Below are 13,220 nucleotides of genomic sequence, written 5' to 3' on the forward strand. Positions count from 1 at the left end.
GTTTTCAAAAAGGGAATGGATGTCGAATCGTAAGGACAACGTTGAAATCGGGTGGTTTATGGGATCTGGAAAAAAAATTGGCGAACTCCTGCTGCGTCAGGGAGTCATTGACGAAGATCAGCTGAAACACGCGTTGAGCGAAAACGAGCGGACAAAAATTCCGCTTCCGAAAATCCTTGTGCGCCTGGGGATGGTCAGCGAAGAAGTCTTGACGAATATTCTGGGCGTGCAGCTGCGCAATACGACTCGGATGCGTATCGGCGAAATGCTCTTGAAGCACAGCTTCATCACGGAAGCCCAGCTGAACAAGGCACTGGAAGAACAGAAAAAAACGGGTCAGCGGCTTGGACGGACGCTGGTGTCTTTGGGATTCATGCCCGAAGAACGGCTGGTGGAAATCCTTTCCGCCCAATTTGAAGTCCCCTATGTCAAACTGACGAATTTCAATATCGATTCGGAAGTCCACAACCTGATTTCCGAAGATGTCTGCCGTACTTATAAAATCGTCCCGCTTTTTGTGACCGATAAGACGCTGACGATTGCGATGATGGATCCGACGAATGTCCGGGTTGTCGATATTGTGAAGTTCAAGTCCCAGATGGATGTGGACGTCGTGATGGCGAATGAAAAAGACGTCATGGCGGCTATCGATCGGGTCTATGCGACCACAGCATCCGGCGATTCGTTGGAATCCTTGTTGAATAAGGCGAAAGCGGAAGGTTCCGAAGAACTGGAAACGGTGGACCGGGAAGCGGAAGCCCAGCAGGACGCTGCCCTGACCGATGAAGAAGGCCAGCAGGTTGTCAAAATCGTGACCTCGCTGATTCAGGAAGCGATTGCCAGCCATGCTTCCGATATTCATTTGGAACCGCAGGAAACTTTCTTAAAGCTCCGTTATCGCATCGATGGCGACCTTCAAGTTCAAACGCCGATTCCCGCCCGCCTGATGCCGCAGATTCTTTCGAGAATCAAATTGCTCGCCAAGATGGACATCGCGGAAAAGCGCAAACCTTTGGATGGCCGTTTCACGGTTCGATATCGCGGCAGCGAAGTGGACTTGCGTGTCAGCTCCTTTCCCGTTTCCCTCCGCAAGCGCGGCGTCTGCGAAAAAATCGTCATGCGTATTTTGGACCCGAATTCGGGCCAGTTCCCGCTGAAGGACATGGGATTTGCGCCCATCATGTTCAAGCAGTTCAAAGACGCGATCAATTCGCCGAACGGCATTGTGCTGGTGACGGGTCCGACAGGTTCCGGTAAATCGACGACCCTTTACGCGTCTATCCGGGAAATTCTCGATCCGACAATCAATATCTCGACGATGGAAGACCCTGTGGAATTGAATATCGACGGGGTGAACCAGGGACAGATCAACGTGGCTGCGGGATTTACTTTTGCGGCGGGCATTCGCGCACTTCTCCGTCAAGACCCCGATGTGATTATGATCGGCGAAATGCGTGACAAGGAAACGTCTTCCATGGCGATTGAAGCGGCTCTGACGGGGCACTTGGTGTTCAGCACGCTCCATACGAACGACTCTTCGGGTTCTTTCCCGCGTCTTTTGGAAATGGGGCTGGAACCCTTCCTGGTCGCGACGGTTATGAAAGGAATTCTGGCGCAGCGATTGGTACGCCGTATCTGCAAGCACTGCAAGGAGCCTGTCGATATTTCTCCGGAACTTCGAGAAGAGCTGCATCTGGATCCCGGGATGCAGTTCTATCACGGCAGGGGTTGCGAACATTGCGACGGTTCGGGCTACAAGGGGCGTTGCGGCATTTACGAATTTCTGGTACCCAACGAAGCGGTGCGGAATGCGGTCGTGAAGCGCGCCTCTGGCGATGAAATCAAGCAGATTGCCATGAGGGAATGCAACATGATTACCCTGCGCATGGATGGAATGCAAAAGGCTTTGGAAGGCCTTACCACTTTGGAGCAAGTTCTCGGCTCCTCGAATCCGGATGACTAATGCCAAAAATTGTTGATTTTGCTTGCCTTCAAAGGGAATTGAACGAAGAACAGGTCGCTGCTGCGATAAAAACCGAAGGCCCGGCGTTGATTCTTGCCGGAGCGGGTTCGGGAAAAACCCGGACGATTACTTATAAAATCGCGCATCTGATTTCTTCCAAGGGCGTGGATCCCCGGCGGATTCTTGCTGTGACTTTTACAAATAAAGCGGCGCGAGAAATGAAGGGGCGCATTCAGCAGATTTTGGAAAGCAACGTCTCGCTGGAATGGATGGGGACGTTTCATTCCATCTGTGTCCGTATTTTGCGGCTGTGCCTTGCGAACGAGCGGATTGTGCAGGCTTTGGGCTGGAAAATCAATCGGAATTTTTCGATTTACGATGACGACGACCAGAAGAAAATCCTGAAGGAAATTTTGAAGCCGATTTTTGGCGAAGAAATGGACGCTCAAAAATTGAAGCAGGCCAGATCGGCGATTTCTCGATACAAGAACGGCGTGCACAAGGAATTGCTTCCCGACGGCAGTTCGAAAATCGTGTTGCAGACTCCGGCAGTCGCTTTGGAAAAAGCCGCCTTTCCGGATCAGGTTCAAATGGCGGGCATCTATCGGGATTATCAGGCAAAGCTCGATGATGCGAATGCGATGGATTTTGACGACTTGCTTTTGAACGCGGTGGATCTTTTGCAAAAACTTCCGCAGGTCGCCGCACAATTTGCGGGCCGTTTTCAATATGTCGTCGTCGATGAATACCAGGACACGAACGATGTCCAATACGAATTGCTGAAACTCCTTATCAACCGGGCGCAGCAGAACGTGACTGTCGTCGGCGACGATGACCAGAGCATTTATGGCTGGCGAGGGGCGAACATCGAAATCATTCGCCATTTCTCGCAGGATTTTGACGGCGTGACTTTTTTCAAGCTAGAGCGGAATTACCGTTCTTCGGCCAATATCGTTCGTGGAGCTGGTGCGGTTATTGCCCACAATGAACGTCCGCTGGAAATGACAAAAAACGTCTATTCCAAGGAGCCGCCCGGCGATCCGATTCATGTTGTACATGTTTTAGCGGATACCTTTGAAGCGGAACAGATAGCCAAGCGCATCGCTTCGGCGGGCAAAGAATGTTATGCGCAGACTGCGATTTTTTACCGGACGAATGCGCAATCCCGCGCCATCGAAAAAGCGTTGAACAATTTGCGGATTCCCTGCGTGATTTTTGGCGGCACCCGTTTCTGGGATAGAAAGGAAGTGCGGGATGTTTTGGCGTATATGCGCCTGCTTTCAAACCCGAAGGACGATGCGGCGCTATTGCGGATTATCAACACGCCACCGCGCGGAATTGGCAACGGCTCGCTGGATGCTTTGCGCTTGTCGGCAACGGCAAATTCCTGTTCTCTGTGGGAGGCCATGCCGTTGGAAATCGCCAAAGGCGGGCGCTCTGCCAAAGGATTTGAAAATTTCAGGAATCTTGCGGAACTCTGGCTGGCGATGCTCCGGAATAAGGAAGCGCTTCCGATTATTGCAGAACACATCGTCCAAGACACGTTCTATAAAGAGTTCCTCAAAAAGGAAGACGAATCGACTGCCGAAGAACGCGCCCAGAACCTGGACGAAATGGTGAACGCTTTCCGCGAATTTGAAGAAGACAATCCGGACAAGGGACTGGACGAATTTTTACAGGAAATTTCCCTGCTGACCGATGCCGATAAAAAAGTCGAATCGAAAGATACCCGCGTGACCCTGATGACCATCCACATGGCGAAGGGGCTGGAATTTGACACCGTCCATATCGCGGGTTGCGATGAAGGCGTCTTCCCGTTGATCCGGGAATCGAGCGCTTTGGAAACTCCCGACGAACGCAAAAAACAGACGGAAGAAGAGCGCCGACTCTTTTATGTGGGCTGCACCCGGGCGAGACACCAGTTGTATCTGTATCACGCCGGTCGGCGGTTTTGGCAGGGAACCCTTCGTCCGTTTCCGCCTTCGCGATTTTTGGAAGAAATCGATCCGGTCACGGTTTCCGTAGAAGGAAAAAGCAGCGACGACGAGGAACTTTCTTTTACCGGAGCTCCTTGGAATGCTGGCTTCGGAGGCTATGCCGGAAAATCGTCCCGTTCCTATTCAAGCTATGGACAGGAATCGGGATTGTCAAGGAAAAGGACTTTTGCCGCTCGAACTCCAGAACGCGCATCCGGAATGCACAGGACGCAGCGAATCGTTTACAGCAATCCTCCCGTCGTCGAAAAGGTGGAAAAGGGTCCGCGTCTGGTTTACGACGAAAACTGCGACAATCCGTTGCATCGCGGCGTGAAAGTAGGGCATTTGAAATTCGGCAATGGCATTGTGACAAATGTGTCGGGTTCAGGCGAGAATACGCGTGTCGAAGTACGCTTTTCCGACGGAATTGTCAGAAAATTGATTTTAAAATATGCGGGATTGAAAATTTTGGACTAGACAGCGAAGCCAAGTTTTATATCTTTGAAAAAAATGGCGTATTCTGGAAAAACAGAACCGTCGATAAACAGAGAAAGGTCATCATGTTAAGCAAAGAAGAAGTTTTGAAAATCGCCAAGTTGTCCCGGTTGAAAATTTCCGATGCGGAAATCGAATCTTTTGCAAAACCGCTGGACAAGCTTTTGCATTATATGGAAGATTTGAAGGCCTTGGACCTTTCGAATGTGGAACCGATGACCGGAGTGGAAGATGCGCCGACCGTTTTGCGTGAAGACGTTCCGCAGCCCTCCCTCTCGTACGAACAGGCGTTTGCCAATGCGCCGGAAGAGGAAAATGGCCATTTTGTCATTCCGAAAGTCATCGGCTGATTCGCGAGAATTTTATGAAGCCTGAAGTCTCCTGCGTCGTTCCCGCACGGTTTTCGTCTTCCCGGTTTCCGGGAAAGCCCCTTGTCCCGATTTGCGGGCGGCCAATGATTCTTCGCACATTAGATAGAGCTATCGCCGCCGGGTGTTTTAGAAATGTCGTCTGCGCTACGGACGACATTCGCATTTTAAAAGCGGTGGAAGAGGCTGGATTTTCGGCGGTGATGACCGCGCCGGCAAAAACGGGTTCCGACCGTGTGGCGGAAGCCGCGCGCAAGCTGGGATTGGATCTGGTAGTGAATTTGCAGGGCGATGAACCCTTGGCGAACCTCCAGACTCTTCGCGATGTGGCAAATGCCCTTGCGGAAGAACCGGAATCCTGGGTAACGGTCGCGGCGCCTTTGGTCGATGCGGACCGGGAAACCCTTTCCATTGTCAAGGTGGAAGTGGATGCGCAAAATTACGCGACGGATTTTGTCCGAGAGATTCCGCCGGGAAATCGCCGATGGATGCGTCATGTGGGAATTTATGCGTATTCCGCAAAGGCGAGAGAAGAGTTTGCTGCGTTGCCGCAGTCGGCTTCCGAAAAGGAACGTTCTTTGGAGCAGCTTCGCATTTTGGGAAAGCGTCCGATCAAAGTTGTGAGTACTACATCCCTTTCAGCGTCGGTCGATTTACCGTCCGATGTGCAAAAGGTCGAAACCCTCTTTTTGAAAATGGGGAAACCATGAAAAAGGAACATGAATATAACGGCAAAACCAAATTTATCGTCGTGACCGGCGGTGTCATTTCCGGCTTGGGCAAAGGCGTTGCGGCGGCGAGTATCGGCGCGCTTCTTTCCAACCGGCTCAAAGTGATTCCGGTGAAATGCGACGGCTATTTGAATACGGATCCCGGGACGATGAATCCGACGGAGCACGGCGAAGTCTATGTGCTTGACGACGGCGGCGAAGTCGATATGGATTTCGGACATTACGAGCGTTTTTTGAATGTGGTCGCCCGTTCGGATTGGAGTCTGACGATGGGCAAGGTGTTCAAGCTGATTTTGGAAAAGGAACGCCGCGGCGATTTTTTGGGGCATACGGTACAATTTATTCCGCACGTGACCAATGTTATCAAGGAACATTTTTACGAGGTGGCGAACAGCGAAAACGCCGACGTTTTGCTGATTGAAATCGGCGGAACAGTGGGCGATTTGGAAAATCAATTTTTCATCGAAGCCGCTCGGCAGCTTTCGCACGACGTGGGTTCCGAAAATTGCATGTTCGTCCATTTGACGTACGTTCCGATTCCGTCTGGAGTCAAGGAGCAAAAGTCCAAACCGACGCAGATGTCCGTTCGCGAATTGAATGAACGCGGAATCTATCCGGACATCATCATCGCGCGTTGCGAAGAATTTTTGAAACCGCACATCAAGGAAAAAATCGGGCTGTTCTGCAATTTGCCGGCCTCCCATGTGATTTCGGGCGTGGACGTGAAACACGTTTACGAATGCCCGCTGGTTTACGACAAGGAAGGCGTTCCCGAAATCCTGTTGAAAAAATTGCGCATTTATGCGCCGCCCAAGCTTGACCGTTGGAGTCGCCTTGTCGATACGATGAATCGGAACGATGTCAGCCCGCGCAAGGTTTTGACTGTCGCCATCGGCGGAAAATACACCCGCTTGGAAGATTCCTATGCGAGCATTGTCGAATCCCTGAATCATGTTTCGGCGCATCTGGATGTCCACGTGGAAATTCGCTGGATTGATACGGAAAAATTGGAAAAGCATCCCGAAGAAGTGGAAAAGGATATGCAGGGGATCGATGCGGTCATCGTTCCTGGCGGCTTTGGAACCCGCGGAATCGAAGGAAAAGTCGTGCTTATCCAATACGTGCGAGAACACAAGATTCCCTTCCTCGGCATTTGCTACGGTATGCAGCTTGCCGTTGTGGAATTTGCGCGCCACGTCTGCGGACTGGCCGAAGCGGGGACTATGGAAACGGAAGCGGATTCCCATGTCAAAGACCCCGTTATCGCTTATTTGCCCGGGCAAGATAAAATTCGGGAGATGGGTGCCTCGATGCGTCTTGGCGGCCACGATGTGCTTATCAGCAAAGGCTCCCTTGCGGAACGGGTTTATGGAGCTACGGAAATCCGGGAACGTTTCCGCCACCGCTACGAAGTGAATCCCGAATATGTGGAACGCTTGGAAAAAGGCGGCATCATTTTCTCCGGCAAGGCGAAAAATGAGAATATCATGCAGATTCTGGAACTTGCGGACCATCCGTTCTTTATGGCTTGCCAGTTTCATCCGGAACTCAAAAGTTCGCTTTTGAAACCCGCACCCCTTTTCCTCGGTCTCTTGAAGGCTGCAGATGAACGGGGCTGAAAAGAAGGTCTTTATATTAGCGATTTTTCTTTTGGGGCTGGGCGCCCTTGTTCGGTATTCCCCGTGGGATCCGGTTCCGCATATAGAATCTTTTGAATATGCGGAAAACGATTCAAATGGAATCGGGGAACAGGAAATGAAGGCTTTCGTGTCGTCGGATTCCGAAAAGGGGGCGGCACGCGATAAAAAGCCGAAAGGCAAGCGGGCAAAAAAGCCCGTGGTCCATTTTCCGATTTCCATCAACAAGGCTTCCGCCGAGGAACTTTGCGCCATCAAAGGGGTCGGACCCAAGCTCGCCGAAAAAATTATCGAATATCGGAACGCGCATGGGGCGTTTTCTGGAGCCAAAGACCTGAAAAAAGTGTCGGGAATCGGCAAGAAAAAAGCGGAGGCCCTCCTCGGCTTTATCGTTTTTGACTAGTTTTATGAAAAATAAAACGTAAGTTGTTGGTATTATGGACGATACGAAGTTACATCTAGGAATTGAAGCCGGCGATGTCCTTCTCAAGGTGGCGCTTTACAACCCCCAGGAGAAGAAAGTTGTCAAAACGGCGATTCTCAATACGGAAACGAATCCGCTGGACGACGTCTCCTCTTTTGAAGCCGCCTTGCAAGTGTGGTTTGCTGAAAATGAAGACGTGAATGTCGGTTCGGTCTCTTTGACCGTGCCGTCTTTTCGGGCTATCGTTCGGCAGGTCTTCATCCCGTCCGAAGCGAAAAACATTCGGGAATATCTCCAGTGGTATTTGGGAACGCTCGTCAATGTCTCCGCCGACGATTACGTTTTGGATTTTGTGGAACTGGGCGGTTCCGCCGAACTCGGGCGCACGGTTTTGATGATTGCCATGCGCAAAATCTGGGTCAATTCCATTCGCAAGGGTTTCCGAAATCAGCAGATAGCTCCGAAAGTTCTGGAAGTGGACATTCTTTCAATCATGAATCTTTTGGAAACCGCTGGCGGTTTGGACGGAAAGCTCCAGTGCGTGATCAAAGCCGATACGAACGGTGTCATGCTGCTGTGGATTTCTCGCGACGACTTGCGCTGCGTGAGCCATTGCCCGACATTTGACCTGGCCGGGAAGAGCCGGGAAGACGCTTATGCGATTCTTTCACAAAATGTGGCGAAACAGATGCGGAGCTCCGAAGAGATTTACGGAATGTCTGTGAACCGCTTTTTGCTTTGCGGCGAACTGGCGACCGACGAACTTTTTGTGCAGAATCTTTTGAAAGAACTCGAAGGCAAATCGCTGAAGTTGATGGATTCTTTTGAAAATATTCGCCTTCCCACAGACGAAGAAAGCGCAAACCACGTCCTTTCTTGCATTGGCGCAATCGGTGTCGCATTGAGGAGCGTAAATCATGATTGAATTGAATTTGATTGAAGCGGCGTCGCAGTCGGTTTCGATTCCTGTCACGCCGGTGACAAAAGAAACGTCGGGTTCTGCGCAACGGAATTTTCCGAAACCTCTGATTGCCGTCGCGGCTCTTCTGGTGCTGATTGTCGGATTTTTTGGCTGCTTGAAAGTGGTCGGAATCCCTGCGTTTTTGGAAGGAGCTTTGCCGACTCCGCTTTTGGGGGCTTTGGGGATTGAAGATCCCAGCCGTTCCGGTCCCGAAATGAATGTGCGCCGGGTCAGCCAGATGACGACTGCGGGTGGAGGTTTGGAACGTCGCAAGGCCGAAGAGGAAGCCGCAGCGGTGCGTCTTGCCCAGGCGAATTCCCCTGAGCGAGTCGTCCAATCCGTGCAGCCGGGAATGTTCCATAACGAAAAACGTTCCGGCTATGCGGCTATGTTCCCGATGGTTAAAATTGTGTACCAAAAGACATTGGCTGCACAGGTGTTTGAATTTATCAACGCGATTACTCCGGAAGGGGTGAGTTTTGCGGAACTTTCCTATATGGCTCCGAATTTTTATTCCGTCCGTGGTGTGGCAGAAACGCCGCTCATCCAGCGGAACTATTTGGAACGCTTGAAAATGGGAAGTTCCGAATTTAAAACGCCGGAATTGCCGGAAAATGCGCCTGCAACGGCGGTTACTGCATACGGCGTTCTCAATGCCAAGCCGGATATGACAAAAGCGTCTTCGGTGCCGTTTGTCAAAGATGACGAAGTAGCAAAGGAAATCGATTTGCTCAAAAAATTGGATGCGAACGGAAAATTGCGCTTGGCGGGGCTGAAACACGCGAAGGTTGAAGACTTTGGCGTGTATAAAAGTTATACATACAACGTAACTACCAAAGCCGATTTTGTGGTGGTGCTGAAGTTCTTGCAAGCTTTGAGCCAAAGCCCCGCTCGCGTGGGCATAGAACGAATCAAAATGTCGGCTTCGGGGAAAAAAGGCGTATCGACGTCCATGACCCTTGTCGTTTATTCTTCGAACTGATGTCCATTCGTATCACCGGCGGGGAATTTCGCGGACGCCAGATTTCTTCGCCTTTGACTTCAAAGACCCGACCCACGGGCGCCATGGCGCGCGAAGCCCTTTTCAATATCCTGCAAGATGTTTCGGAGTTCAACATTCTGGATCTTTTTGCGGGATCCGGTGCTGTCGGGATTGAAGCTCTCAGCCGTGGTGCGGGGCAAGTCACTGCGGTCGAAAAAAATAGGGCGCAGGCTCAGTCCCTTTTGAACTCTTACAAGTCGCTTGGCGTGGAAGAGAAACTTCATTTGTGCGTAGCCGAAGTGCAGGACTTTTTTTCACGGGCAATCACTAGGGAAGAGCGTTTTGATTTGATTTATGCGGATCCTCCGTTTACCGAAGCTTATCCCGATTTGCTGCCATTTTTAAAACTTCTTTCTCCTCGTGGTGTTGCCGTTTTTGAAATTCCGTCTCGAAAGGCTCCGGAATGGACGCAGGCGGGCAGAATCCGCCGATATGGAGAAAGCTCGCTCGCTTTCTTTTCGGCAACTTTGTAAATTTGGCGTTATGGAACGCATTGCTGTTTTTGCTGGTTCTTTCGATCCGTTTACATCGGCCCATTTGTCGATTGTAAAAAGGGCGAGTTCTCTTTTTGATCGGATTTTTATCGTTGTCGCCCAAAATGTGAACAAAAAATCCTTATTTCCTGTAGAAGTTCGGATGCGCTTCATTCAAAAGGCGGTAGCCGGTTTGCGGAATATTTCCGTAGAATCTTATTCGGGACTGACGGTGGATTTTGCCCAAAAAAATGCGGCAAAGTATTTGGTTCGCGGCATTCGTTCTTCGGCGGAATTTGATGCGGAACGCAACTTGGCGTGGAACAATCGCCGGCTCGCTTCCGAAATAGAAACCGTCTTTTTGCAGATAGAACCGGAATTTGCCGACGTGTCCAGTTCCGCCGTTCGGGAAGTCCTGAAATTCGGCGGCGACATTTCTTCGATGGTTCCTTCCACAATTTTACACGACATCCTTCACGAAACGGAGAAACTCTGATGTTTGGATTGAAACCCTTCCGTTATCTGTCCCAGCCGATTCGCATCCTTTTCATGGCGAATGCCGTTGTTTTTGCCATTTGCTTTTTCTCGCGGACTTTGCATTTGGATTCCCTGTATTCGTATCTGGTCGGCTACGGGGCTTTAGTGCCGGTCGCTTACGAGCAGGCGTGGCGTTATTTGACATACGCGTTCATCCATATGAATTTCTGGCATTTTGCTTTCAATATGTTCTCGCTCTGGATGTTCGGGGATGATGTCGCTATGGCGATTGGATTTCGCCGTTTTTGGATTCTTTATATTTTCTGCGCGGTCTTTGCCGGGCTTTTCAGCATTCCGTTCTATTTGTTCGGTGCGATGTCGCCGATGACCTTTATCATCGGGGCTTCGGGCGCGTTGATGGGAATTTTTGTCGCTTATGCTCGGCTTTTCCCCGATCGGATGATTCTGATGTTCTTTGTCATTCCGATGCGCATCAAGCACGCTATCTGGATATTCATCGCGTTGGACGTTTTCATGGCGGGTTCCAACGATACCATTGCGCATTTTACGCATTTGGGCGGCGTCCTTTCGGGATTCCTGTGCATGTATTTTTTTGAACACGATATTTGGGCGAAGCTCCGCGGGGAATTTCAAGAAAAGCGTTGTGGAAAGCCCAAGGGAACACCTGAAGAGCCGCTCGAAGGGGAAGTACGTTTTCTGGACAATCAAAAGCAGCTGGACATGATTCTCAAAAAAGTGAGTGAATCCGGAGTCAATTCGCTTTCGGAAAGTGAAAAGTCGTTTTTGATTCGGGAAAGCGAGCGTCGTCGCCACGGCGGTTTTCGTGGGTTTTAAATAAAAGGGATTTCAATGAAAAAGGTTTTAGGTTTTGGTGCTGCGCTGGTCGATTTGCTGGTCCACGTGGAAGAGGAACGGATTCAAAAGGCGAATGTTCCCAAAGGCAGCATGAATCTGGTAAAATATCCTCAGCTTTTGAAACTTTTGGACGGCGTGCAAAATCCGCAGAGGGTTCCGGGCGGATCGGCCTGCAACACGATGGTCGGCTTCGCGAAGCTCGGCGGCAAGTCCTCTTTCTTTTCCAAAACGGGACGTGACGAATTGGGCGTTCTTTTTGCGAAGCATTTGGAAAATTCCGGAGTGGAAAATCATCTGCTTTTATCTTCGACGGCGACAGGGACGGTTCTTTCGGCGGTGACTCCCGATGCGGAAAGGACGATGTTCACTTTTTTGGGCGCTTCGGATGAAGTTTCTGCGGCGGATATTTCGCCAGAACTTTTTGACGGTGTCGGGATTCTTTATCTGGAAGGCTATCGCGCATACGGTGAAGAGTGCTTTGCCAAAATGGTGTCGGAAGCTCGTCGTCGCGGGGTCATGACTGCTCTGGATTTTGGAAGCTTCGGCGTGGTGAACGATTGCCGTTCATTTTTTAACAAACTCTTTGCGGGCAAAGAAATCGACATTGTGATAGCCAACGAAGAAGAAGCGAAAGCCTATACGGGGGAATGCGAGGAGGCTGCTTTGGCAAAGATGGCGCAGTTTGCTTCCATCGCGGTAGTAAAGCTCGGCAAACGCGGCGCGCTGATTTCTCAAAATGGAAAAATCACCCGTGTAGAAGCCGGCTCGGCAAAGGCTATCGATACGACAGGCGCTGGCGATTTGTGGGCTTCGGGCTTTTTGTATGGGCTTCTCTCCGGTTGGTCCATGGAGCGCGCAGGAATTTTGGGCAGCATGGTTTCCAATGAAGTCGTGCAGGTTGTCGGCGCGCAAATTCCAGAAGAAGGTTGGGAACGCATTCGCAAGGAAATGGGAAATGTCTGAATCGTCGGAACAGATGGAATGGATGACTCTGGAAACTTTTGCCACGGCAGAAGAAGCGCGGGCGTTGGCCGCCCTGCTGCAAGAGAATGCTTTGGAGTCGAATGTTATAAACGATGCGAATATGGGCGGCGACCCGCTGGGACTCGATTTTCAGAATCGCGGGGCGTCTTCGGTGATTGTACGGGTTCGGGCAAAAGATATTGAATCCGCGCGTCGTATTTTGGAAGCCGCCGTCAAAGCTGCCGTTACGGATGCGGACGAAGCGAGCCTTGCCATGTTTGAATCTTTTTCGGACGAAGACCTGCTGGAAGTTTTGCAAAAACCGGACGAGTGGAATCCGGAAAACGTGCTGCTTTCGCGGAAAATTCTGGCGTCGCATGGAAAGGAATATTCGGATGCGGATTTGCAACGTTTTTTTGACGAACGTCTGGCCGCTTTGCGCGCACCGGTTCCTGTGAAAGTTTCCAGCGGCGCTCTTTCCATGGTCGGCTGCATTCTTGTTTTTGTCATCGCCGGCGTGAACTTTTTGTACTTGGACAATGTGAATTATCTCTATCTTCTTTGCATTGCCTTTTTGATTTCTTGCTTGGCGTTGATTGCGGGATTGAATTGGACGTATCGCAAAAAACGCCTGCCGAATGGTGAAAAAATTTTCGTATTCTCCAAAAGGATGCGCCTTTTTTCGTTCTGCGAAATGGTGCTTGCCGCATTGTCTTTGGCTGCGGTCATTATAGATATCGCTATTCGAACGATGTAATTTGCGGTTGTCTTGGGACAACGTTTTTTGGTGAAAGTTCGGGATAAAAGAAGAGACGCATTTAATTTTATGCCTAT

13 protein-coding genes are annotated in these 13,220 nt (G+C 50.5%); all 13 read left to right on the forward strand.

The window, feature by feature from the left end:
- Positions 1–19 precede the first annotated feature (19 nt).
- The gene (locus tag B5D40_RS05630) at positions 20–1,963 is read left to right on the forward strand and encodes a GspE/PulE family protein (protein ID WP_233134251.1); all 1,944 of its coding nucleotides are present in this window, start codon (positions 20–22) and stop codon (positions 1,961–1,963) included.
- Complete coding sequence (locus tag B5D40_RS05635) at positions 1,963–4,416, forward strand: ATP-dependent helicase (RefSeq protein ID WP_078776125.1); 2,454 nt, start codon at positions 1,963–1,965, stop codon at positions 4,414–4,416. The genes B5D40_RS05630 and B5D40_RS05635 overlap by 1 nt, the downstream gene beginning before the upstream one ends.
- A gap of 83 nt (positions 4,417–4,499) precedes the next feature.
- A complete protein-coding gene (gatC, locus tag B5D40_RS05640; RefSeq protein ID WP_078776126.1) occupies positions 4,500–4,784 on the forward strand; it encodes an Asp-tRNA(Asn)/Glu-tRNA(Gln) amidotransferase subunit GatC in 285 nt (94 codons plus the stop codon).
- A gap of 14 nt (positions 4,785–4,798) precedes the next feature.
- Positions 4,799–5,512, forward strand: coding sequence for a 3-deoxy-manno-octulosonate cytidylyltransferase (locus B5D40_RS05645; protein ID WP_078776127.1), 714 nt, complete (start codon positions 4,799–4,801; stop codon positions 5,510–5,512).
- Complete coding sequence (gene pyrG / locus B5D40_RS05650) at positions 5,509–7,152, forward strand: glutamine hydrolyzing CTP synthase (RefSeq protein ID WP_078776128.1); 1,644 nt, start codon at positions 5,509–5,511, stop codon at positions 7,150–7,152. Before B5D40_RS05645 ends, pyrG begins: the two co-directional genes overlap by 4 nt.
- Positions 7,139–7,573: a ComEA family DNA-binding protein gene (locus B5D40_RS05655; RefSeq protein ID WP_078776129.1), complete on the forward strand. Its 435-nt coding sequence runs from the start codon at positions 7,139–7,141 to the stop codon at positions 7,571–7,573. The genes pyrG and B5D40_RS05655 overlap by 14 nt, the downstream gene beginning before the upstream one ends.
- A 34-nt stretch (positions 7,574–7,607) precedes the next feature.
- Positions 7,608–8,519, forward strand: a complete 912-nt coding sequence (locus B5D40_RS05660; protein WP_078776130.1) for a type IV pilus biogenesis protein PilM — start codon at positions 7,608–7,610, stop codon at positions 8,517–8,519.
- Positions 8,512–9,537: a hypothetical protein gene (locus tag B5D40_RS05665; protein WP_078776131.1), complete on the forward strand. Its 1,026-nt coding sequence runs from the start codon at positions 8,512–8,514 to the stop codon at positions 9,535–9,537. Before B5D40_RS05660 ends, B5D40_RS05665 begins: the two co-directional genes overlap by 8 nt.
- On the forward strand, positions 9,537–10,070 hold the full coding sequence (rsmD, locus tag B5D40_RS05670; protein WP_078776132.1) for a 16S rRNA (guanine(966)-N(2))-methyltransferase RsmD: 534 nt from the start codon (positions 9,537–9,539) through the stop codon (positions 10,068–10,070). The genes B5D40_RS05665 and rsmD overlap by 1 nt, the downstream gene beginning before the upstream one ends.
- Before the next feature lie 10 nt (positions 10,071–10,080).
- Entirely contained in the window at positions 10,081–10,566 is a 486-nt protein-coding gene (gene coaD / locus B5D40_RS05675; RefSeq protein WP_078776133.1) for a pantetheine-phosphate adenylyltransferase, read from the forward strand.
- On the forward strand, positions 10,566–11,402 hold the full coding sequence (locus B5D40_RS05680) for a rhomboid family intramembrane serine protease (protein WP_233134250.1): 837 nt from the start codon (positions 10,566–10,568) through the stop codon (positions 11,400–11,402). The genes coaD and B5D40_RS05680 overlap by 1 nt, the downstream gene beginning before the upstream one ends.
- A gap of 15 nt (positions 11,403–11,417) precedes the next feature.
- A complete protein-coding gene (locus B5D40_RS05685) occupies positions 11,418–12,386 on the forward strand; it encodes an adenosine kinase (RefSeq protein WP_073302189.1) in 969 nt (322 codons plus the stop codon).
- Positions 12,379–13,143, forward strand: coding sequence for a hypothetical protein (locus tag B5D40_RS05690; protein ID WP_078776134.1), 765 nt, complete (start codon positions 12,379–12,381; stop codon positions 13,141–13,143). The genes B5D40_RS05685 and B5D40_RS05690 overlap by 8 nt, the downstream gene beginning before the upstream one ends.
- The last annotated feature ends 77 nt before the right edge of the window (positions 13,144–13,220 follow it).

This window comes from Fibrobacter intestinalis (assembly GCF_900167415.1).
GTDB lineage: Bacteria > Fibrobacterota > Fibrobacteria > Fibrobacterales > Fibrobacteraceae > Hallerella > Hallerella intestinalis.